18 protein-coding genes and 5 tRNA genes are annotated in these 22,555 nt (G+C 70.9%); 11 read left to right on the top strand and 12 right to left on the bottom strand.

All coding sequences use genetic code 11. The annotated features are described in order from the left end of the window. Positions 1-106 precede the first annotated feature (106 nt). Positions 107-820, top strand: coding sequence for an IclR family transcriptional regulator NdgR (gene ndgR, locus ACZ470_RS30655; RefSeq protein ID WP_006130487.1), 714 nt, complete (start codon positions 107-109; stop codon positions 818-820). A gap of 124 nt (positions 821-944) precedes the next feature. On the opposite strand, the gene ACZ470_RS30650 is transcribed toward ndgR, so the two are convergent. The 9 genes from ACZ470_RS30650 to ACZ470_RS30610 all read right to left on the bottom strand — a co-directional run bounded on the left by ACZ470_RS30650 (position 945) and on the right by ACZ470_RS30610 (position 4,957). Then, positions 945-1,017, bottom strand: a tRNA-Glu gene (locus ACZ470_RS30650). 27 nt (positions 1,018-1,044) lie between these two features. Continuing rightward, positions 1,045-1,116, bottom strand: a tRNA-Gln gene (locus ACZ470_RS30645). 21 nt (positions 1,117-1,137) lie between these two features. Further along, positions 1,138-1,210, bottom strand: a tRNA-Glu gene (locus ACZ470_RS30640). Between the two features lie 62 nt (positions 1,211-1,272). Beyond that, positions 1,273-1,345: transfer RNA gene (locus ACZ470_RS30635), tRNA-Glu, on the bottom strand. Between the two features lie 39 nt (positions 1,346-1,384). After that, positions 1,385-1,456 (bottom strand) — tRNA-Gln (locus tag ACZ470_RS30630). A gap of 91 nt (positions 1,457-1,547) precedes the next feature. Continuing rightward, a complete protein-coding gene (locus tag ACZ470_RS30625; RefSeq protein ID WP_468432437.1) occupies positions 1,548-2,279 on the bottom strand; it encodes an HAD family hydrolase in 732 nt (243 codons plus the stop codon). A gap of 76 nt (positions 2,280-2,355) precedes the next feature. After that, positions 2,356-3,840 carry a glutamate--tRNA ligase gene (gene gltX, locus ACZ470_RS30620; protein ID WP_468432435.1) on the bottom strand — a complete coding sequence of 495 codons (1,485 nt, stop codon included), beginning with the start codon at positions 3,838-3,840 and terminating at the stop codon, positions 2,356-2,358. Further along, complete coding sequence (locus ACZ470_RS30615) at positions 3,833-4,609, bottom strand: fumarylacetoacetate hydrolase family protein (RefSeq protein WP_468432433.1); 777 nt, start codon at positions 4,607-4,609, stop codon at positions 3,833-3,835. The genes gltX and ACZ470_RS30615 overlap by 8 nt, the downstream gene beginning before the upstream one ends. Before the next feature lie 159 nt (positions 4,610-4,768). Further along, entirely contained in the window at positions 4,769-4,957 is a 189-nt protein-coding gene (locus ACZ470_RS30610; RefSeq protein ID WP_468432683.1) for a hypothetical protein, read from the bottom strand. Between the two features lie 606 nt (positions 4,958-5,563). Here ACZ470_RS30610 and ACZ470_RS30605 point away from each other — a divergent pair. From ACZ470_RS30605 to ACZ470_RS30570, 8 genes are all read left to right on the top strand, one after another. After that, positions 5,564-9,349, top strand: coding sequence for a nitrate- and nitrite sensing domain-containing protein (locus ACZ470_RS30605; protein ID WP_468432431.1), 3,786 nt, complete (start codon positions 5,564-5,566; stop codon positions 9,347-9,349). Between the two features lie 9 nt (positions 9,350-9,358). Next, positions 9,359-9,772, top strand: a complete 414-nt coding sequence (locus tag ACZ470_RS30600) for a roadblock/LC7 domain-containing protein (protein WP_004983056.1) — start codon at positions 9,359-9,361, stop codon at positions 9,770-9,772. Between the two features lie 118 nt (positions 9,773-9,890). Further along, complete coding sequence (locus ACZ470_RS30595; protein ID WP_004924977.1) at positions 9,891-10,286, top strand: DUF742 domain-containing protein; 396 nt, start codon at positions 9,891-9,893, stop codon at positions 10,284-10,286. Next, entirely contained in the window at positions 10,267-10,857 is a 591-nt protein-coding gene (locus ACZ470_RS30590; RefSeq protein ID WP_468432429.1) for a GTP-binding protein, read from the top strand. Before ACZ470_RS30595 ends, ACZ470_RS30590 begins: the two co-directional genes overlap by 20 nt. A gap of 375 nt (positions 10,858-11,232) precedes the next feature. Further along, complete coding sequence (locus tag ACZ470_RS30585; RefSeq protein ID WP_468432428.1) at positions 11,233-14,544, top strand: sensor histidine kinase; 3,312 nt, start codon at positions 11,233-11,235, stop codon at positions 14,542-14,544. A 10-nt stretch (positions 14,545-14,554) separates the two neighbouring features. After that, positions 14,555-14,968 (top strand): roadblock/LC7 domain-containing protein, encoded by a 414-nt coding sequence (locus tag ACZ470_RS30580; protein WP_004983065.1) that lies wholly within the window; start codon positions 14,555-14,557, stop codon positions 14,966-14,968. Positions 14,969-15,062: 94 nt separating this feature from the next. Beyond that, positions 15,063-15,635, top strand: a complete 573-nt coding sequence (locus ACZ470_RS30575; protein ID WP_468432426.1) for a DUF742 domain-containing protein — start codon at positions 15,063-15,065, stop codon at positions 15,633-15,635. Continuing rightward, positions 15,616-16,197: a GTP-binding protein gene (locus ACZ470_RS30570; RefSeq protein ID WP_026084856.1), complete on the top strand. Its 582-nt coding sequence runs from the start codon at positions 15,616-15,618 to the stop codon at positions 16,195-16,197. The genes ACZ470_RS30575 and ACZ470_RS30570 overlap by 20 nt, the downstream gene beginning before the upstream one ends. Positions 16,198-16,644: 447 nt before the next feature. On the opposite strand, the gene ACZ470_RS30565 is transcribed toward ACZ470_RS30570, so the two are convergent. From ACZ470_RS30565 to ACZ470_RS30555, 3 genes are all read right to left on the bottom strand, one after another. Next, entirely contained in the window at positions 16,645-16,836 is a 192-nt protein-coding gene (locus tag ACZ470_RS30565; RefSeq protein ID WP_468432424.1) for an acyl-CoA carboxylase subunit epsilon, read from the bottom strand. A gap of 35 nt (positions 16,837-16,871) precedes the next feature. Next, positions 16,872-18,455: an acyl-CoA carboxylase subunit beta gene (locus ACZ470_RS30560; RefSeq protein ID WP_468432422.1), complete on the bottom strand. Its 1,584-nt coding sequence runs from the start codon at positions 18,453-18,455 to the stop codon at positions 16,872-16,874. Positions 18,456-18,843: 388 nt separating this feature from the next. After that, entirely contained in the window at positions 18,844-19,707 is an 864-nt protein-coding gene (locus ACZ470_RS30555) for an SDR family NAD(P)-dependent oxidoreductase (protein WP_468432420.1), read from the bottom strand. Positions 19,708-20,005: 298 nt separating this feature from the next. Here ACZ470_RS30555 and hpnR point away from each other — a divergent pair, with 298 nt between their 5' ends. Together hpnR and ACZ470_RS30545 are read left to right on the top strand one after the other, a co-directional pair. After that, positions 20,006-21,505 (top strand): hopanoid C-3 methylase HpnR, encoded by a 1,500-nt coding sequence (gene hpnR / locus ACZ470_RS30550; protein ID WP_468432418.1) that lies wholly within the window; start codon positions 20,006-20,008, stop codon positions 21,503-21,505. A gap of 24 nt (positions 21,506-21,529) precedes the next feature. After that, positions 21,530-22,408: a DMT family transporter gene (locus tag ACZ470_RS30545; protein WP_468432416.1), complete on the top strand. Its 879-nt coding sequence runs from the start codon at positions 21,530-21,532 to the stop codon at positions 22,406-22,408. Positions 22,409-22,555 lie beyond the last annotated feature (147 nt).

The raw sequence follows: 22,555 nt of genomic DNA, 5'->3' as shown, positions 1-22,555 counted from the left end.
CCAGGCCCGGTGGTCCACGGGCCGCGTTGCTTCCGTGCTTCCAGAGTGGCGTGTTCCACGGAAAATTGAACTTGCGTTTCACAGAGTGAGACGCAAGTATCGTTGCATGGACAACAGTAGCGGCGTCGGCGTTCTGGACAAGGCGGCCCTCGTCCTGAGCGCTCTGGAGTCCGGTCCGGCCACCCTCGCGGGGTTGGTCGGGGCGACCGGACTGGCACGACCCACGGCCCACCGCCTGGCCGTGGCGCTGGAGCACCACCGCATGGTGGCGCGCGACATGCAGGGCCGTTTCATTCTCGGCCCGCGCCTGGCCGAACTGGCCGCGGCGGCGGGCGAGGACCGGCTGCTCGCCACGGCGGGCCCGGTGCTCACCCACCTTCGCGACGTGACCGGCGAGAGCGCCCAGCTCTACCGCCGCCAGGGCGACATGCGCATCTGCGTCGCCGCGGCGGAGCGGCTGTCGGGCCTCAGGGACACGGTGCCGGTGGGCTCCACGCTCACGATGAAGGCCGGTTCCTCGGCGCAGATCCTGATGGCCTGGGAGGAGCCGGAGCGGCTGCACCGCGGCCTCCAGGGCGCCCGTTTCACGGCGACGGCCCTGTCGGGCGTACGACGCCGGGGCTGGGCCCAGTCGATCGGTGAGCGCGAGCCGGGGGTGGCCTCCGTCTCGGCGCCGGTGCGCGGCCCGTCGAACCGTGTGGTGGCCGCCGTTTCGGTGTCCGGCCCGATCGAGCGGCTGACCCGCCACCCGGGCCGTATGCACGCCCAGGCCGTGATCGACGCCGCCGCCCGCCTCTCCGAGGCGCTGCGCCGCTCCTGACCACGTCTCCGTACCGTCCCGTGGGACGGGCCCGCCTCAACGCCGCGGCGGGCCCTTCCCCGGTTGCCGGATACGGTTCCGGAACGCCGAGAGCCCTCCACCGAGGTGGAGGGCTCTCCTTGTGTACCCCCGACCGGATTCGAACCGGCGCTACCGCCTTGAGAGGGCGGCGTGCTAGGCCGCTACACAACGGGGGCGTGGATCATGCGTTTCCGCAGATCCTGCTGGTCTACCTGGACTCGAACCAAGACTAACTGAACCAGAATCAGTCGTGCTGCCAATTACACCATAGACCAATGATGGTTTAGACCAGTCAGTACCCCCGACCGGATTCGAACCGGCGCTACCGCCTTGAGAGGGCGGCGTGCTAGGCCGCTACACAACGGGGGCCCTAGCGATCCTGCGTCGACGACGGCGGGAGCTACCCTGACCGTCCTCGCGGGAAGGATCTGTACCCCCGACCGGATTCGAACCGGCGCTACTGCCTTGAGAGGGCAGCGTGCTAGGCCGCTACACAACGGGGGCTTGCGGATGTGATCCGCGGGCGCAGATGAGCTCTGCGAGCTGGCCTACCTGGACTCGAACCAAGACTAACTGAACCAGAATCAGTCGTGCTGCCAATTACACCATAGGCCACTGGAACGCAAGCCCCTGAGGGGTTCTTGTTCTAGTTCTACGCTTGGGGGTTCCGGCCTTCCGGCCCGCTCCCCGCGGCGCAGGAAGAACATTACCCGAAGGACGACGGGGCTCCAAAACGAGTATCGGCGGCGAGTATCGCGGGGAGTTCGGCGAGGGAGGCGATGCGACGGGGTCCCGCCGGCGGTTCGACGGCCACCCACGCCGTCCCGCGGTCGATCCACACCGACAGCAGCCCCGCGTCCGCCGCTCCCCGGCCGTCGATCTCCGGATGGTCCCCGACGTACGCCACCTGGTCCGGGGGCAGCGACAGCGCGTCGCAGGCGGCGAGGAAGGCACCGGGCTCGGGTTTGGAGACGCCCAGTTCGGCGGCGCACAGGATGGCCTCGAAGCGGTCGTGGACGCCGAGGAGGCGCAGCTTGCGGTCCTGGACGTGGAGGCTGGAATTGGAGAGCACCGCGTGGCGGTGGCTGGCGGCGAGGGCGTCGAGGACGGGCAGCACGTCCGGGAAGAGGCTCCAGGCGGACTCGTAGTGCGTGACGTACCGCCGGAACCAGTCGTCGGCCTCGGCGTCGGTCATGTCGCGGCCCAGGAAGACCCGGGTGCGGTCGCGGCGCTGGGTCTCGAAGTCCACCTCCCCGGCGGCGAACCGCGCCCACTGCTGATCGGTGATCTCCCGCCAGCGCGTCAGGGCCTCCTCCACGGAGGAGTACCCGGCCAGCAGTCCTTCGGCCAGCAGGTGCGCCCGCATGCCCTCGCGGTCGGCGGTGGTGTAGTCGAAGAGGGTGTCGTCAACGTCCCAGACAACGGCTCGGATCACCATGCCACCGACGGTACCCGGGAACGCCGAGGGGCGGCGCCCGGATGCCTCCGGACGCCGCCCCTGTACGGCCTGTGCGCTACGCGGCGAGCTTCGTCAGCGCCGCGTCGATCCTGGCCAGCGTCTTCTCCTTGCCCAGGACCTCCAGGGACTCGAAGAGCGGCAGGCCGACCGTGCGGCCGGTGACGGCGACGCGGACCGGGGCCTGGGCCTTGCCGAGCTTGAGGCCGTGGGCCTCGCCGGCCGCCAGGACGGCCTCCTTCAGGGACTCGGCGGAGGTCCAGTCGGCGGCCTCCAGCTTCTCCCGCGCCGTGCGGAGCAGGGCGTCGCTGCCCTCCTTCATGGCCTTGGTCCAGGACGCCTCGTCGAAGACCGGCTCCGGGAGGAACAGGAAGTCGACGTTGTCCGTGATCTCGGAGAGGACCTTCAGGCGGGTCTGCGCGTGCGGGGCGATGGCCTGCCACTTGGCCTCGTCGAAGGCCTCGGGTGCCCAGGGCGCGACGGGGGCCTTGAGCCAGGGCGCGCAGCGCTCGGTGAAGTCCTTCACGTCGAGCATGCGGATGTGGTCGCCGTTGATCGCCTCGCACTTCTTCAGGTCGAAGCGGGCCGGGTTCGGCTGCACGTCCGCGACGTCGAAGGCCGCGACCATCTCGTCGATCGAGAAGACGTCCCGGTCGGCGGAGAGCGACCAGCCGAGCAGGGAGAGGTAGTTGAGCAGGCCCTCGGGGAGGAAGCCGCGCTCGCGGTAGAGGTTGAGGGAGGACTGCGGGTCGCGCTTGGAGAGCTTCTTGTTGCCCTCGCCCATCACGTACGGCAGGTGACCGAAGGCAGGGGTCCGCTTGGCGATGCCCAGCTCCGTCAGCGCCTTGTAGAGGGCGATCTGGCGCGGGGTGGAGGAGAGCAGGTCCTCGCCGCGCAGGACGTGGGTGATCTCCATCAGGGCGTCGTCGACCGGGTTGACCAGCGTGTACAGCGGGGCGCCGTTGGCGCGGACGATGCCGTAGTCCGGGACGTTCTCGGGGAGATAGGTGATCTCGCCGCGGACCAGGTCGGTGAAGGTGATCGTCTCGTCGGGCATCCGGAAGCGGACGATCGGCTCGCGGCCCTGGGCCTTGTACTCCTCGACCTGGGCGTCGGTGAGCTCGCGGCAGTGGCCGTCGTAGCCGGAGGGCTTGCCGGCGGCACGGGCGGCCTCGCGGCGGCTGTCCAGCTCCTCCTGGGAGCAGTAGCAGTAATAGGCGTGGCCGGCCTCCAGGAGCTTCGCCGCGACGTCCCGGTAGATGTCCATGCGCTGCGACTGGCGGTACGGCGCGTGCGGGCCGCCGATCTCGGGGCCCTCGTCCCAGTCGAAGCCCAGCCAGCGCATCGAGTCGAGCAGCTGGGTGTAGGACTCCTCGGAGTCGCGGGCCGCGTCGGTGTCCTCGATGCGGAAGACCAGAGTGCCCTGGTGGTGCTTGGCGAACGCCCAGTTGAACAGGGCCGTGCGGACCAGGCCCACATGGGGGTTACCGGTGGGCGAGGGGCAGAAACGGACGCGAACGGGAGTGCCGGATGCGCTAGCCACGCTTGACAACCTTGTTGGTGAGAGTGCCGATGCCTTCGATGGTGACGGCGACCTCGTCGCCGACGTTGAGGGGGCCGACCCCAGCCGGGGTGCCCGTGAGGACGACGTCGCCGGGGAGCAGGGTCATGGCCTCGGTGATGTTGACGATCAGGTCCTCGATGGAGTGGATCATCTCGCTGGTGCGGCCGAGCTGCCGCTGGCCGCCGTTGACCGTGAGCTGGATGGTCAGGTCGGCCGGGTCGAGGTCCGTCTCCACCCAGGGGCCGAGCGGGCAGGACGTGTCGAATCCCTTGGCGCGGGCCCACTGCTTCTCGCGCTTCTGGACGTCCCGCGCGGTGATGTCGTTGGCGCAGGTGTAGCCGAAGATCACGTCCTTGACGCGCTCGCGCGGGACCTCGCGGCACATCCGCCCGATCACCACGGCCAGCTCGGCCTCGTGGTGCACCTCCTGTGAGAAGGAGGGGTACTGGATCTCGTCGCCGGGTCCGATCACCGACGTGGCGGGCTTGAAGAAGGCGAACGGTGCCTCGGGCACCTCGTTGCCGAGTTCCCTGGCGTGCTCGGCGTAGTTGCGGCCGAAGGCCACCACCTTGTTGGGGAGCACCGGGGGCAGCAGCCTGACCTTGCTCACCGGGACCTTGGTGCCGGAGAGCTCGAAGTCCGCGAACGGGATGCCCTTGATGATGTCCAGGACGAGCTCGTCCTGCCTCTCGCCCTCGACCGCGCCGAAGGCGACGTTCCCGTCGATGGAGAATCTGGCGATGCGCACGGGATGCTTGTCCCCTTGCTTAAGCGGCTGGAGTCTGACGCTCCAGGCTAACGCGCAGGGGTCCCGGCCTCGCGCAATAACCACGAGGGGCGCCCCCGTCGTCGTGGGGGCGCCCCTCGGTCTTGAGCGTTTCGCGTCCGGTTCGCGTATGGACCGGTGTCACTTCGCGGCGTCGGCCGCGACCGGGATCTCCATGAGGACGGTGCGCTTGGGGTTGGCTGTCTGGGCCGGGAGTTCGACGGGGTGCTCCTGCTGGGCCGGCGTCTGCAGTTCTTCGGCGCCGTCGAGGTGCGCCAGCGTCGTGCGCCGCGGGTTGGCGATCTTGTGGAACATCGTCGTCGTCTTCACTGTTTACTTGACCCTGTCCTGTTCACGGGCGCCCGAAGGGGGTCGAGGACCCCGGCGGAGGGCGCGGGTTGTCGGTTTTGCCATCCCTGTAAAGCGTCAGGCTAAACATGCAATTCCCTGCGGACCGCGGTGGAAGGCCACGATCAGGGTGTGAGTTTGCTCACGGATCGTGAGACAAGCTGGTCATTCCGGACTCGCTCCCGAGGGTATGGAATCGGACATTCACCCCCTGAAGGCATCATTCCGCTCCCGATCATGGCGACTGGGACACCTGACCCGCCCAGCCGACTCGCGGGCATACGTCCGTTATGGACGAGATCACTTCCTACCCCTGGTGATACGTCACTCACGCCCTGTCACGTATCTCACGGGTAAGGCCACGGGCCTTGTTGGAGATCCTGCACTGTGCTGGAATTCCACGGACCGCCGCGGGATCGAGCCGGCGCGCAGGGGGCGCACAGACGCGCCGAGTGGCGGGCGAGAAGGGGGAACCAGCGCCGGTCACTCACGACCAACACGGGGGCGTATTCAGGGCGCCCCCAAGACGCCGACACCGTGCCTCGCCGTTCACGCGGAGAGGCGCCTGGTTCAGAGGTTGCGACGCTAGTGCAGGGACGTTTCAAGAGGGATGGCAGCGCTTCGGCGGAGCCGGAGCCGCACGGCGGGACTGGCCCCAAGGCCGTCAGCTCCTCGCCCCAGCACGCCCAGAACCAGGGCCCGGCCGCGTCCGGGAACACCGGTGAACGCCCCGGCGGCACCGCGCCCGCGGGAGCACCCGGCCCGGCGCCCGCCGCCCCCAAGGGCCCGACCGGACCGGGGCCGCGAATAGCGCTGCGGAACTGGCGCATCTCGACCCGTCTGGTCTCGCTGCTCGCCCTCCCGGTGGTCGCGGCCACCTCGCTGGGCGCGCTGCGCATCAACCAGTCGATGGACGACATCCAGCAGCTCGACAACATGAAGCTGCTGACGGACATGACCAAGCAGGCCACCGAACTGGCCGCCGCGCTCCAGGAGGAGCGCGACCAGTCGGCCGGCCCGCTCGCCCACGGCGGCAAGGCCACCGACTTCTCGGTCAAGGGCTACCGCGAGAAGACCGACCGCGCGCGCAACGTCTTCATCGACAGCTCCGAGGAGATCGACGCCGCCAGCAAGGACGGCAACCTCAAGGGCGTCCGCGACAACCTGGTCCAGCTCGCCGGCGACCTGGGCGAACTGGAGAAGATCCGCAACACGGCCTTCGAGTCGGAGCGGAACGCCACCCAGACCGTCGAGGGCTACCACCGCCTGATCGTGAACCTGATCGACCTCTCGCAGGACATGGCGGAGGCGACCAGCAACCCCGACATGATCCAGCGCACGCGTGCCCTGGCGTCCTTCTCCTCCGCCAAGGAGTACGCGTCGATCCAGCGAGCGGTCCTCGCCGCGGCGCTGCCCGCCAGCAACACCACCAAGGGCGACCTCTCCGACAACGACCGCCTCTACGCCGAGTCGGCGCTGGCGAGCCAGAAGTCCGAGATCCGCAGCTTCAAGAGCATCTACGGCGATGTCGCCGCCACCGAGCTGTTGCAGCCCATCGAGGAGGGCAACAGCACGATCAAGGCCACCGACGAGTACGCCGGGCGTGCCCTGGCCTCGGAGTTCGGCCTCGCCTCGGTCGGCAAGCGGTCCTACCGCGACTGGCTGGACGACAGCTCCACCAAGATCCAGCAGATGAAGAACATCGAGCTGACGCTGCTCGAGGAGATGGAACAGAAGGCCCGTGAGCTGCGCAGCGCCACCGAGCGCGACGCGATCATCTCCGGTGCGCTGATCCTGATCGTGCTCGGCGTCTCGCTCGTCGGCGCGTTCGTCGTGGCCCGCTCCATGATCCGCTCGCTGCGCCGGCTGGAGGAGACCGCGACCAAGGTCGCCCAGGAACGCCTGCCCGACCTGGTCAAGCAGCTCTCCGAGTCCGACCCGCAGGACGTCGACACATCCGTCGAGTCGGTCGGTGTGCACTCCCGGGACGAGATCGGCCGTGTGGCCGCGGCCTTCGACGACGTGCACCGCGAGGCGGTCCGCCTCGCCGCCGAGCAGGCCCTGCTGCGGGGCAACGTCAACGCGATGTTCACCAACCTCTCGCGCCGCTCCCAGGGTCTGATCCAGCGCCAGCTGTCGCTGATCTCCGAGCTGGAGTCCCGCGAGGCCGACCCGGACCAGCTCTCCTCGCTGTTCAAGCTCGACCACCTCGCGACGCGCATGCGCCGTAACGGTGAGAACCTCCTCGTCCTCGCGGGTGAGGAGCCCGGCCGCCGGTGGACCCGCCCGGTCCCGCTGGTCGACGTGCTCCGTGCCGCCGCGTCCGAGGTGGAGCAGTACGAACGCATCGAGCTGGCCGCCGTGCCGAGCACCGAAGTGGCCGGCCGGGTCGTCAACGACCTCGTGCACCTGCTCGCCGAGCTGCTGGAGAACGCGACCTCGTTCTCCTCGCCGCAGACCAAGGTCAAGGTCACCGGTCACGCGCTGCCCGACGGCCGCGTCCTGATCGAGATCCACGACACCGGTATCGGTCTGTCGCCGGAGGACCTGGCGGCGATCAACGAGCGGCTCGCCTCGCCGCCCACCGTGGACGTCTCCGTCTCCCGCCGCATGGGTCTGTTCGTGGTCGGCCGGCTGTCGCAGCGCCACGGCATCCGCATCCAGCTCCGCCCGTCCGACTCCGGTGGTACGACCGCGCTGGTCATGCTGCCCGTCGATGTCGCCCAGGGCGGCAAGAAGCCGCAGGGCAAGCCCGGTCAGCCCGGCGCGGGCGGCGGTGGCCCCGCCGCCGCGCAGGCCGCCGCGGGTGCCGCGGCCGCCCGGCGGGCCGCCGGTCCCGGCCAGCCCGGTGGCGGTGCTCTCGGCGCCGGTGCGCCCGGCGGCCGGCTCGGTGCCGGTCAGGGACCGCGGGCCGCGCTGCCCGGACGGGACGGCGCCGGCCGGCCCGACGGTCCGCGGGCGCCGCAGGGCCAGCCGGGCAACGCCACGCCCTCGCTGTTCGACCGGGGTGCTCCCACCGCGCCTCCGCAGGGCCGTCCGGCTCCTGCCGGTGCCGGCTTCGGCGGCCAGGCGCCCGGTGCCCCGCAGGGCATGCAGGCCGCGGCCCCGGGCGGGAAGCAGGACCAGGACGCCTTCGGTGGCGGCCGCGGTCAGGTGCCGCCGCAGCGCGGCAGCCAGAACGCCGAGCGCGGCCGTCGTCCGCAGCTCCCGCCGCGCGACGGCGCGCGCCCGGAGCTGCCCGGCGGTGACCAGCAGCAGCCGCGCGTGCCGAGCTGGAGCGACGAGAACGCCCAGCCGCCGGTGCCGCGCGCCTCGCTGGACACCCCGCGCGGCCACGAGGAGCCGGACGTCGCACGGACGTCGGCCATGCCCCGCTTCGACGACCGGCAGGGCCCCGGCTCGACGACGGAGATCCCCCGGTTCGACGAGCGTCAGAACCCCGGTGCGCCCGGCTACGGTGCCCCCGGTGCCGAGGCGCCGCAGCACACGGGCCAGTACGCCCAGCCCGGGGCGAACGGCGGCCAGGACACGGGCCAGTTCGTCCGCGGCGACATCTTCGGCGCCCCGCAGGGCCGGCCGGGCGCGCAGGACCCGTCCGCGACGGGCCAGTTCCCGGCGCCGCAGAACTACGACAACGGTTCCACCGGCCAGTTCCGGATGCCGGGCCAGGACAACGGTGCCACGGGCCGTCACTCCCTCCCGGAGCGCCCGAACGCCGCGGACCCGTCCTTCACCGGCCAGTTCGAGCGCCCGCAGGCGAACGGCGCGCAGGGAGCCGGCCTCGGCGCCCCGCGTCCGCCCGCCCCGCAGCAGCGGCCGGTCCCCCCGGAGCAGGCCAACGGCGCTGCCCCGCGGCGGCCCGACGAGCGCGCGGTGTCCGACGCCTGGGCGCTGCCCCCGGCCTCCGGACCCGGCGACGGCCGTACTCCGCTGTACGACACGCTGGAGACCAACTGGTTCCGCGGTGGCGCCGCCGGTGGCGCGCAGGAGCAGGGCAACGGCCCGGCTCCGGCGGCTCCCCAGCAGCAGTCTCCGCAGCAGCAGCCGCAGGGGCCCACCGGCCCGCAGCGGTCCGCTTCCACCGCCTGGCGCAGCTCGCCCAACGACGAGCTGGTCCGGCAGGCCGAACGCGTCCGGCAGCCGGCCGCGGGCGGCGTCACCACCTCCGGCCTGCCGCGCCGGGTGCCCAAGGCGAACCTCGTCCCGGGTACGGCTCAGCAGCAACAGCACCAGAGCGGTCCTCAGGTCTCGCGCGCCCCCGATGACGTGCGCGGCCGGCTGACCAATCTCCGTCGGGGTATCGCACAGGGTCGTCAGGCCGGGTCCACCCAGACCGGCAGCTTCCCGCACCCCACTCACCAGCAGGAGCGTTAGTTGAGCCCGATGAGCCAGGCGGCACAGAACCTCAACTGGTTGATCACCAACTTCGTGGACAACACCCCCGGGGTGTCCCACACCGTCGTCGTGTCCGCCGACGGTCTCCTTCTGGCACTGTCCGAGGGGTTCCCGCGCGACCGCGCGGACCAGCTCGCGGCCGTCGCTTCGGGACTGACCTCCCTGACGGCCGGCGCCTCCCGGATCTTCGAAGGCGGCAACGTGGCCCAGACGGTCGTCGAGATGGAGCGGGGATTCCTGTTCCTCATGTCCGTCTCGGACGGCTCGTCCCTGGCCGTTCTCGCGCACCCCGAGTGCGACATCGGCCTCGTCGGCTACGAGATGGCGCTCCTGGTCGACCGCGCGGGGGCGGTCCTCACCCCGGACCTGCGCGCCGAACTACAAGGAAGTCTGCTGCACTGATCGGCCCCGGCACCACCCGTCTCACCAAATCACCGTCCGGCCGCCACATTCCCCCCACCGGCCCCTTCAGATGGCTTGACTGACCGACTTGCTGTCCCGCCCGGAGGATTGAGGATTCATGACCCCGCCCACCGCCTCTCATGATCCGTACGCGGAGCCGTACGAGGACGAGGGCGACCAGCCGTTGGTCCGTCCCTATGCGATGACCGGCGGCCGGACCAGGCCGCGCTACCAGCTGGCCATCGAGGCACTGATCAGTACGACGGCCGACCCGGCCGCGCTCATGGGACTCCTTCCGGAGCACCAGCGCATCTGCCATCTGTGCCGTGAGGTGAAGTCGGTCGCCGAGGTCTCGGCGCTGCTCAACATGCCGCTGGGTGTTGCCCGGATCCTGGTGGCCGACCTGGCGGAGGCGGGACTCGTCGCCGTGCACCAGCCGGGCGGCGACGAGACGACCGGCGCCCCGGATGTGACACTGCTCGAAAGGGTGCTCAGTGGACTTCGCAAGCTCTAGCGGCGGAACGGTCTCCGACAACCGTGCCACCACGTCCGCGAAGATCGTGGTGGCGGGCGGTTTCGGCGTGGGCAAGACCACGTTCGTCGGCGCCGTCTCGGAGATCAATCCGCTGCGCACGGAGGCCGTCATGACGTCCGCTTCGGCGGGCATCGACGACCTCACCCACACCGGGGACAAGACGACCACCACGGTCGCCATGGACTTCGGCCGCATCACCCTCGACCAGGACCTGATCCTCTACCTGTTCGGCACGCCCGGCCAGGACCGGTTCTGGTTCATGTGGGACGACCTGGTGCGCGGAGCCATCGGCGCGGTCGTCCTCGTCGACACCCGCCGACTGGCGGACTGCTTCCCCGCGGTGGACTACTTCGAGAACAGCGGACTGCCGTTCGTCGTCGCCCTCAACGGATTCGACGGCCAGCAGCCCTACCAGCCGGAAGAGGTGCGCGAGGCGCTTCAGATCGGACCCGACACCCCGATCATCACGACGGACGCCCGGCACCGCGCCGACGCGAAGAGTGCGCTGATCACGCTGGTCGAACACGCTCTTATGGCGCGTCTCAGGTAGAGGCAAACAACACCGACATACGGCAGTTGTCGTAGATGTACCGGAGCCGGCTGTGTCCTTGGACACCGCCGGCCCCGGTGTTCATAACGTTTCGGCAGAGGATCCGGGGGACGCCGACACTCGACGCGGTCGCGCGGTATCGCTGCGCGCACGAACGGCTCGCCTTTTGCCGTCGCTCGCTCTTTATGCCCGTTTTATCTGGGGCTTACATCACTCGGAATCAACGCCTTCCACTGTTTGGAAGAGCGCTGGTCGGCATGCTGGAATGCCTGAACTGCCCATTGGTCAAAGACGTACTCACCAGTCGATGGCACACCGGGCTCTGAGACACTGCGGCACAACGTTGGTGCCGACCGCCGAGAGGTTGTTGGTCGAGTGAGGCGAAGCAAGAACAGTCCCGAGCCGTCGGCCCGGGGCAACTTCACGCCGCCGCCGCGCACAGCGGCGCCCGCCCCCGCGCCCGGTCCCGAACCTACGGCCGCGCCCGCCAAGAGCGGAGGGCGCATGTCCCCGCGCAACTGGCGGGTGACGACCAGACTGAACGCGATCCTGCTCATACCCGTGCTGGTCGGCCTCGTCATGGGCGGCTTCCAGGTGAAGAGCTCGATCGACACCTGGAACGAGGCCGAGGACGCGGAGAACACCGCACGTCTGGTGCAGGCCTCCCTCACCTACGCCAACGCCCTCTACAACGAGCGCGACGTCACCGCGGTCCCGCTGCTCCAGGGCAAGGGCAAGGACGACCCGGACGTCACCAAGGCCCGCGCCGCGACCGACGAGGCCGCCGACGCCTTCGACGAGGCCGCCCGGAGCATGCCGGACAAGCCCGGCCTGAAGCGCCGGATGGAGCTGTTCCGCAAGGCCGAGCCCCAGCTGACCGCGCTGCGCGCCGCGGCGTACACCTCCAAGCTCAAGGGTGTCGCCACGGAGGAGGGCTACGTCGCCGTCGCCCACCCCCTGATGGAGTTCGCCAACGACCTCGGTCTCGGCACCGGCAACATCACCAGCTACGGACGTACGGTCTACGCGATCTCGCTGACCAAGTCGGCCCTGTCGCTGGAGCGCTCCATCGGTATGCACATGCTGGTGAAGCCCGGCCCGACGGAGAGCCAGCTCGCCAGCCAGCGCGTGGCCCTCACCTCGTACGCCTACCTCGAGCGCATCGCCATCGAGGAGTACACGGGTGGTGGCACCGAGGCCGACGCCGAGAAGCTCGAGCAGACCTCGCAGCGGATCCAGGCCGAGGGCGCGGCGATGGCCCGGGAGGCCAAGCAGAAGGACCCGGACTACGTGGCCCCGCCCGCCAAGCCGGAGACGATGATCTCCGAGCTGGGCCGGCTCCCCTCCACGGACGCCTCCGCCCGCGCCGAACTCGCCGCCCAGGGCATCAACCCCGCCAACTGGTGGGCCGTGAACACCCTCAAGTTCGACGGTTACCGCGAGATCGAGTCCGACCTCACCGACACCGCGGTGACCGAGGCCGCCCAGATCGCCGACGACGCCCAGCGCGACGCCCTCATCACCGGTGCCGCCGTCGTCATCGCCCTGCTCGCCGCGTTCATCCTGGCCGGCATGGTGGCCCGCCAGATGAGCCGCTCCATGCGCCAGCTGCGCAACGCCGCCTTCGGCATCGCCGAGCAGCGCCTGCCGATGCTGGTCGACCAGCTCTCCCGCACCGACCCCGGCCGGGTCGACACCAAGGTCGCCCCGATCCCGATCACCTCCACGGACGAGATCGGCGAGGTCGCCCGCGCCTTCGACCAGGTCCACCGCGAGGCCGTCCGGCTCGCCGCCGAGCAGGCCCTGCTGCGGGGCAACATCAACGCGATCTTCACCAACCTGTCGCGCCGCAACCAGTCGCTGATCGAGGGCCAGCTGACCCTGATCACCGACCTGGAGAACAACGAGGCCGACCCGGACCAGCTGGAGAACCTCTTCCGCCTGGACCACCTGGCCACCCGTATGCGCCGCAACGGCGAGAACCTGCTGGTCCTCGCCGGCGAGGAGCCCGGCCGCCGCTGGGACCAGCCGGTTCCGCTGGTCGACGTGCTGCGGGCCGCCTCCTCCGAGGTGGAGCAGTACGAGCGCATCGAGCTGTCCGGCGTCCCCGAGGCCGAGATCCACGGCCGCGCGGTGACCGACCTCGTGCACCTGCTCGCCGAGCTCCTGGAGAACGCCACCACGTTCTCCTCCCCGCAGACCAAGGTGCGCGTCACGGCGACCCGTCTCCCCGACGGCCGCGTGATGGTCGAGATCCACGACAAGGGCATCGGCCTCACCGCCGAGGACTTCGCGGACATCAACCACAAGCTGGCCAACCCGCCGACCGTCGACGCCGCGATCTCGCAGCGCATGGGCCTGTTCGTGGTCGGCCGGCTGTCCGACCGGCACGGCATCCGGGTCCAGCTGCGCCCCTCGGGCGAGCAGGCCGGCACCACCTCGCTGGTCATGCTGCCGGACGCGATCACCCATGGTGGTGGCGGCGAGCAGCAGCTGGACCGCGACGAGTTCACGGTCTCGCAGATCATCCCGGAGCAGAACATCCGGGGCGAGGACTTCAACCAGCAGCCCCTGCGCACCGCCGCGGAGCTGGGCTTCGACGACAGCCGCTACGCGGAGGTCCCGGACGACATCCGCGACCTGGACCCTGTCGGCCGTTCCCTGATGCGCGAGGAGCGCCGGGCGGCCCTGGAGGCCCAGGCGCAGCCCGAGTTGACCGCCGCGAACGCCCAGGAGACTCCCGAGGCGCCCGACTACCCGGACGAGTTCACCGCCCCGCAGGGCTACGACAACGGCCAGGGTTACGCGGACGGCCAGGGCTACGACCAGGGCCGGGGCTACGACGAGGGCTACCAGGAACGGCAGACCGCCGGGTACGACCAGCAGGCGTACGACAACGGACAGCAGGCGCCGTACGAGGAGCCGCAGCAGCCGGCGTACGGCGAGGGGTACTACGCGCCCAACGGCCACCTGCCGCAGAACGACGGCTTCCCGTCCAACGACGCCTTCCCGTCCAACGGCGGCTACCCTGACGCCTCCTACCCGGAGCCGGGCCAGGACGGCCACGCGCCGGCGGGTGCCGCCGACGCCTTCCCGTCCTTCGCCGGGCGGCGCCAGGAGGACGACTGGCCGGCGCAGGACGGCTACCGGAACGGCTACCCGGACCAGTACCCTGCTCCCACCCCGGAATCGGAGTCCGCGCAGGCCGCTGACGCGCGTGAGCAGGACAGCGTAGGCTTCGACCGTCCGGGACCGGCTCCCTCCGACGCCCACGAGCTGACCGACGCCGGGCTTCCCCGCCGCGGATCCACCGCGAGCGGCGCGAACGGCACGGGTGGCGCGCGGCGCGTGAGCCAGGAGCCGCCGGCCTCCACTCCGGAGAGCGACGGCGACAGCGGCTGGCGTTCGGCGAACGACGAACGCTGGCAGCAGGCCTCGGCGCTCCGGAAGCCCAAGGCGGGCGGAGTGACCTCCTCCGGTCTGCCGCGACGGGTCCCCAAGGCCAACCTGGTCCAGGGAGCCGCCGAAACCACCCCCCAGGGAGGCCCCCAGGTCTCCCGCGCCCCGGAAGACGTCCGGGGCAGGCTGAGCAACCTGCGACGCGGTGTCCAACGGGGCCGCAGCGCGGGCAGTGAAACGAACGGCCAGGGCTTCGGTCCTGACAGCACCTACAACCAGGAGCGTTAGTGTGAGCCCGATGAGCCAGGCGGCACAGAACCTGAACTGGTTGATCACCAACTTCGTGGACAACACCCCGGGGGTGTCCCACACGGTGGTGGTCTCCGCCGACGGACTCCTTCTGGCGATGTCCGAAGGCTTCCCGCGCGACCGCGCCGACCAGCTCGCGGCCGTCGCCTCCGGTCTGACGTCTCTGACGGCAGGCGCCTCCCGGATCTTCGAGGGCGGCAGCGTGAACCAGACGGTTGTGGAGATGGAGCGGGGATTCCTCTTCATCATGTCCATTTCCGACGGTTCGTCGCTCGCGGTTCTCGCACATCCCGAGGCGGACATCGGCCTCATTGGGTACGAGATGGCCCTTCTGGTCGACCGGGCCGGTACGGTCCTGACGCCGGACCTTCGTGCGGAGCTCCAAGGGAGCCTTCTCAACTAAAGGACGGACGGTGCGTTTTGGTGTCCCGGGGCCGTAAGGTTTCGGGACGCGACTCCACAGGGATGGGCGCCAGGCACAGTCGGAGGAGGAGAAAGTGGCAACACCCCCAGACGGTTCATCCGCGGGCAACTGGTCGTACGGTCCCGCCCAGGGCCAGAACGACGGTTCCCAGAACCGGTACGGCTACCCCTCCGCACCGCAGCACCGGCAGCCGTACGCGCCGCAGGGCCCCGGCCCTTCGCCGTACGACCAGCCGCAGGCCCCGCGCATCCAGCCGGTGCAGCCGCAACGCCGAGCACCCGAGCCGGCGCCCGCTGGGGCATCGAACAACCCCCTGGTGCGCCCGTACGCGATGACGGGCGGCCGCACCAGGCCCCGCTACCAGCTCGCCATCGAGGCGCTGGTGCACACCACCGCGCAGCCGCACCAGATGCAGGGCCAGCTGCCCGAGCATCAGCGGATCTGCAACCTCTGCCGGGAGATCAAGTCGGTGGCCGAGGTCTCGGCTCTCCTCACGATCCCTCTCGGCGTGGCCAGGATCCTCGTCGCCGACTTGGCGGAGGCGGGACTGGTCGCCATCCATCAGCCCGGCGGCGACGAGAACGCCGGCGGCCAGCCAGACGTGACACTGCTCGAAAGGGTGCTCAGTGGACTTCGCAAGCTCTAGCGGAGGGCCTTCCCGCTCCACCACGTCCGCGAAGATCGTGGTGGCGGGCGGTTTCGGCGTGGGCAAGACCACGTTCGTCGGCGCCGTCTCGGAGATCAATCCGCTGCGCACGGAGGCCGTCATGACGTCCGCTTCTGCGGGCATCGACGACCTCACCCACACCGGGGACAAGACGACCACCACGGTCGCCATGGACTTCGGCCGCATCACCCTGGACCAGGACCTGATCCTCTACCTGTTCGGCACGCCCGGCCAGGACCGGTTCTGGTTCATGTGGGACGACCTGGTGCGCGGAGCCATCGGCGCGGTCGTCCTCGTCGACACGAGGCGCCTCGCCGACTGCTTCCCCGCGGTGGACTACTTCGAGAACAGCGGGCTGCCGTTCGTGATCGCGCTGAACGGGTTCGACGGGCAGCAGCCGTACCAGCCGGACGAGGTCCGGGAGGCTCTTCAGATCGGCCCCGACACGCCGATCATCACGACGGACGCGCGGCACCGGGCGGATGCGAAGTCCACCCTGATCACCCTCGTGGAACACGCCCTCATGGCCCGCCTCCGCTAACTTTCGTCCCGCAGCCTGCGGGCAGTCGTGCCTCCCCCAGTGCCTTAAGGGCCTGGGAGGTGCCCCCAGGGCGGCACGGGTGGGCGCAGGCGGCACCTCGTCGGCGCCGAGCGGCGCGACGCCCCCTGCGGCCACTGAGCTGCCGGGGGCTGTTGCATGCCGGGTGCGGCCGGTCCATGGCTGGTCGCGCAGTTCCCCGCGCCCCTGAGCTCCGCAGCCTGCGGGCAGTCGTGCCGCTGGGGCGGCACGGGTGGGCGCAGGCGGCACCTCGTCGGCGCCGAGCAGCGCAACGCCCCCTGCGGCCACTGAGCTAGCCGGGGGCTGTTGTATGCCGGGTGCGGCCGGTTCGTGGCTGGTCGCGCAGTTCCCCGCGCCCCTGAGGGGCGTTGATTCCGACGGTGTTCACGAAGAAGGGCCCCTCCGGTGTGGAGGGGCCCTTCTTGGGGGTCAGCGCCAGCTGTGGGGGGCTCGGAAGCCTGGTTCGCGTTCCAGGCGGCGCCAGCCGGCCCGAGCCCGCCCCCGGTGCGCAGGCGCAGCCGACGGCTGCGCGGCCGCCCGGGCCAGCAGGATCGCCGTGATCGCGGCGACCTCCTCCGGCCCGGCATGCCCCTTCTCGACACGAATGTCAGGTGTGCTCATGGCTCTCAGTCTCCCTGGGAGAGATGTCCGCCGGGTTACTGCGGCGGGTTGCCGTGCTTGCGGGACGGCAGATCGGCGTGCTTGGTCTGGAGCATCGCCAGCGAACGGATCAGCACCTCACGCGTCTCCGCGGGGTCGATCACGTCGTCGACCAGACCGCGCTCGGCCGCGTAGTACGGGTGCATCAGCTCGGACTTGTACTCCTTGACCATGCGGGCCCGCATGGCCTCGGGGTCCTCGGCCTCGGCGATCTGGCGGCGGAAGATGACGTTGGCCGCGCCCTCGGCGCCCATCACGGCGATCTCGTTCGTCGGCCAGGCGTACGTGAGGTCGGCGCCGATGGACTGGCTGTCCATCACGATGTAGGCGCCGCCGTACGCCTTGCGCAGGATCAGCGAGATCCGCGGCACCGTGGCGTTGCAGTACGCGTACAGCAGCTTCGCGCCGTGGCGGATGATGCCGCCGTGCTCCTGGTCGACGCCCGGGAGGAAGCCGGGGACGTCCAGGAAGGTGAGGATCGGGATGTTGAAGGCGTCGCACATCTGGACGAAGCGGGCGGCCTTCTCGGACGCCTCGATGTCCAGCACGCCCGCCAGCGACTGCGGCTGGTTGGCGACGATGCCGACGACCTGACCGTCCATCCGGGCCAGCGCGCAGATGATGTTGCGCGCCCAGCGCTCGTGGACCTCCAGGTACTCGCCGTCGTCGACGATCTCCTCGATGACCTTGGCCATGTCGTAGGGCCGGTTGCCGTCAGCCGGGACCAGGTCCAGCAGCACGTCGCCGCGGCGCTCCGGGGCGTCGGTGGTCTCCACCCGCGGGGGGTTCTCGCGGTTGTTCTGCGGGAGGAGGGACAGGAGGTAGCGCACCTCGTGGATGCACGTCTCCTCGTCGTCGTAGGCGAAGTGGCAGACACCGGAGGTCTCGGCGTGCACGTCGGCGCCGCCCAGGCCGTTCTGGGTGATCTCCTCGCCGGTGACCGCCTTGACGACGTCGGGGCCGGTGATGAACATCTGCGAGGTGTCGCGGACCATGAACACGAAGTCCGTCAGGGCGGGGCTGTAGGCCGCGCCGCCCGCGCAGGGGCCGAGCATCACGCTGATCTGCGGGATGACGCCGGACGCCTTGGTGTTGCGCTGGAAGATGCCGCCGTATCCGGCGAGGGCGGAGACGCCCTCCTGGATGCGGGCGCCGGCGCCGTCGTTGAGGGAGACCAGGGGCGCGCCGGCCGCGATGGCCATGTCCATGATCTTGTGGATCTTGGTGGCGTGGGCCTCGCCCAGCGCGCCGCCGAAGATCCGGAAGTCGTGGGCGTAGACGAAGACCGTACGGCCCTCGACGGTGCCCCAGCCGGTGATCACACCGTCGGTGTACGGCTTCTTCGCCTCCAGACCGAAGCCGGTGGCGCGGTGCCGGCGCAGCTGCTCGACCTCGCGGAAGGAGCCCGGGTCCAGCAGCAGTTCGATCCGCTCCCGCGCGGTCAGCTTGCCCTTGGCGTGCTGCGCCTGGGTCGCCTTCTCGCTCGGGCCGGCCAGTGCCTGGGCACGGATCTCGTGCAGTTCGGCCACGCGTCCGCGCGCGTCGGTCGGCTCGCCCGGCGCCTCATCCAAAACGGTCATGTAGTGACCTTACGAAGCCCACCTGTAAATGCGAGCCGTCGACTCCTCACAGTCTCCGGGGTGTTTTCCTGGTACCCCTGAACAGAACCATGGCGGCATGCAGCCGTTCCGACTGCTCAGAGGGCGTCCGGCTTGTAGGGGTCGCACAAAGACGTCACCTGAGAGTCACCTCACATTCCCGTGGGGCGCATGCCTCCTCCGGGGTGACGCGGAGCCGCGACCGGTGCCCGCTGGGCCAGGATCCGCACGGACTCCGGGGCCTTCGGCACCTCCCGCACCGGGTGATCCCGGACAATCTCCGTCGGTTCGCCCGTTCGGGTCGGTTCGCCGACGCCGACGCCGAGAGTAGCGGTACGCCCGTGGCGGCGGAGCGGCACGCCCGCCGGGGTCAGCCGAAGCGGTTCAGGAGCTTGCGGTAGAGGCCGGGGGTGAGGGCGCGTACGCGGGACGGGAGGGTGAGCCAGGTCGGGATGTAGGTGTCGTCGCGGCCCTCGGAGACGGCGTCCCAGACCGCGCCCGCGACCCGGCCGGGCGAGGTGGGGCGAGGGTGGGCCCGGTGGTACGGCCTGCCCCGGCGGGCGAAGAAGCCCGTCTCGACGGGGCCGGGCACGACGAGCGTCACCCCCACGCCCGTGCCGCGCAGTTCCTGGCGGAGCGCCTCGGCGAACGCGGCGAGTCCGGCCTTGGCGGCGGAGTACACCGCCTCCTCCCGTACGCCCACGGATCCGGCCACCGAGCCGACGAGCACCACCCGGCCACTGCCGGCCGTCACCATCGAGGGCAGCACCTCCCGCACCAGGTGCAGGGCCGCGTTGAGGTCGAGGAACAGCACCCGGTCGATATCGGTGTGCGGCATGGTCAGGAACGGACCGGCCCAGCCGATGCCCGCCCCGGCGACGAGGACGTCGATCCGTCCGCTCTCCCGCAGCGCGGCCTCGGCCAGCAGCTTCGCCCCGTCCGGCGCGGCGAGGTCGGCGGGCAGCAGGACCGCCGAGGTGCCGGACGCCGTCTCCTCCAGCCGGCGCCGGTCCCGGCCGCTGAGCAGCAGATGCCAGCCTCCGGCGGCGAAGCGCCGCGCGGTGGCCGCGCCGATGCCCGAGGAGGCGCCGGTGACGAGGGCGACGCGTCGGTCCGTGCGGGGCGGCGGCGGCCCGTGTCCGCGCGCCGCCGCCGGCGCGGAGGCGCGCGAGGCCGCACCGCGCGCGGGGTCGGCCGGGGGGTCGTAGGTGGAACCGGAGCCGGTGGTGGTCACGAGTCGGTCTCCCATGCGCTGTCGCTGCGGGTCCTCGTCCTCTCCAGGACACCCCCACTCCGAGGCACCGCGCCAGTGCTGGAGGCCGCTCGCCCGGCCCCTGCGCCGCCCTCCGCACCCAGTCCGACGGGCGGTGCCCCGGCTCCCCCGCGGCCGGCGCGCCGCACCGCAGGACCACTCCTGCGTGCCGCGGGATGGGGCCATGCGGGCGTATGGCGGGTACGCGGCGGGGTGTGCCGGGATACGAAGGGGAGACCCTTCCGTACCCGGTCCCTCCGGCATCCGTGACGAGGTCACCATGCGTCTGCTGCTCGTCCACCCCAGCGCCCTGATGTACTCCGAGATCTTCCTCCGGCTCGAACCCCTGGGCCTGGAGCGGGTGGCGGGCGCCGCCCGTGCGGCCGGTCACGAGGTGCGGGTCGTCGACCTCCAGGTCCTGGGGGTGAACCGGTTGCGCGACGAGGTGCGGTCCTTCCGCCCGGAGGCCCTCGGCATCTCGCTGAACTACCTGGCGAACATCCCCGAGGCGATCACGCTGGCCGCGCGGGTGAAGCGGGAGGTGCCGGGCTGCTTCGTGTTCTTCGGCGGGCACAGTGTCTCGTTCGTCGCCGAGGAGGTCATCGAACAGGCGGAGGGGGCGGTCGACGCGGTGGTCCGCGGGGAGGGCGAGCCGGCCGTCGGACCGCTGCTGGAGGCGGTGCGCGACGGCGGCGTGGAGGGCGTGCCGGGCGTCGTCACGGCGGCCGGGCGCGGACCGGCGCCGCTGATGCTGCACAGCATCGACGGACCGCTGCCGGCCCGTGATCTGATGCGCGGCCGGCGCCGCTACTTCATCGGGGAGCTCGACCCGTGCGCCTCCATCGAGTTCACCCGCGGCTGCCCCTGGGACTGCTCGTTCTGCTCGGCGTGGACGTTCTACGGCCGCAGCTACCGCAAGGCCTCGCCCGAGGCGGCGGCGGAGGACCTGGCGAACATCCGCGAGCCGAACGTGTTCATCGTGGACGACGTGGCCTTCATTCGCCCCGAGCACGGGAACGCCATCGCGGCCGAGGTGGAACGGCGCGGCATCCGCAAGCGGTACTACCTGGAGACCCGCTCCGACGTCCTGCTGCGCCATCCCGAGGTGTTCGAGCGGTGGGCGCGGCTGGGACTGCGCTACATGTTCCTCGGCATGGAGGCGATCGACGCCGAAGGGCTGGACCTGTACCGCAAGCGGGTCAGCCCGGACGAGAACCTGAGGGCGCTGGAGACGGCCCGCCGGCTCGGCATCAAGGTCGCGATCAATCTGATCGTGGATCCGGCGTGGGACGAGGAACGCTTCCGCGTGGTGCGGGAGTTCGCGCTCGCCGTGCCGGAGATCGTGCACTTCACGGTGATGACGCCGTATCCGGGTACGGAGATCTGGCACACCGAGTCGCGCCGCCTCACCACCCGCGACTACCGCCTCTTCGACATCCAGCACGCGGTGGTGCCGACGACGCTGCCGCTGGACCGCTTCTACGAGGAGCTGGTGCGGACCCAGGCGGTCATCAACCGCAAGCATCTGGGGGTGCGCACGGCGTTCGGCGCGGCACGGGTGCTCGGCCGCAACCTGCTGCACGGGCAGACGAACTTCGCCCGCATGCTGTGGAAGTTCAACCAGGTCTACAACCCGCGCCGACAACTCGCCGACCACGCGCGGCCGGTGCGGTACGAGCTGCCGCTCCCCCAGCGGCTGGACGTCGGTGACCGGCGCAGGCTGTACGTGCACACCCGGGGGGCGACGCAGGGCTCACCGACCGGCCGGACACCGGACTGACCGACTGCCGGGGGCTGTTGCGCCATGGCGATCGCCGTCCTCGCCTCACTCGCCGCCGGTGTGTGCTTCGCCGTCGCGGGGGTCATGCAGCAGTGGGCGGCGGCCACGCGGCCGGACGCGGAGGCGCTCACCGCGCGGCTGCTGGGGCATCTGGCGCGGGATCCGCTGTGGCTGTGCGGGATCGGGCTGGCCGTGGTGGCGTACGGATTCCAGTCGCTGGCGCTGGCGTTCGGGCCGCTGAGTCTGGTGCAGCCGCTGATCGTCGCCGAACTGGTCTTCGCGGTCCCGCTGTCGGCGCGGGTGCACCGGCTGCGGCTGGGCCGGCGGGAGTGGTCCGGCACGCTCGCGGTGGCGGCGGGGCTGGCCCTGGCCCTGCTCTCCGCCCGCCCGCACGGCGGCGACCCCCGGGCGGCGGGCCTGTCGTCCTGGCTGCTCGCCGTCGGTGTGGTCGCGGCCGTGGTGTGCGGGGCGCTGGCGCTCGCGCGGGGGCTGACGGGTGCCTGGCGGGCCTCGGCGACGGCGCTCGCCGCGGGGGCGGTGATGGGCACCCAGTCCGTTCTGCTGGCGTCGACGGTGGACCGGCTCCGGCACGGGCTGCTCACGGCGCTGGCCGCCTGGCAGACGTACGCGCTCGTCGTGGCCAGCGTGGGCGGGCTGCTGCTCATCCAGAGCGCGTTCCAGCAGGGGCCGCTGGCGGCGAGCATGACGGTCCTGGACGCGATGGAGCCCGTGGTCGCGGTGGCCATGGGCGTGATCCTCTTCGAGGAGACGATCCACACGGGCTGGCCGGTCTCGGGGGTGACGCTGGCAGGTCTGGTCCTGGTGGTCCTGGGCATCACGGCCTTGGACACGTCCCCGGTCATCGCGGCGTCGCACGGCCGGCACCGAACCGCTGACGAGTGACCCGGCCCCTGGTTTTTCCGCCCCCGCCGCCCCTTCCCGTCCCGTCCCTGGAGGCTGCGCCCCCAGACCCCCTTCGCGGGGGTTCCCCCGCCCCCCCAAGGGGGGGGGGAGAGGCGAGGAAAAGGGGGGGGAAAAGGGGAGAAAGAG

It is taken from the genome of Streptomyces sp. NPDC031111, from assembly GCF_055570675.1.
Note: the sequence above shows the minus strand (reverse complement) of the source record. Positions and strands in the feature narration are given on the sequence as shown.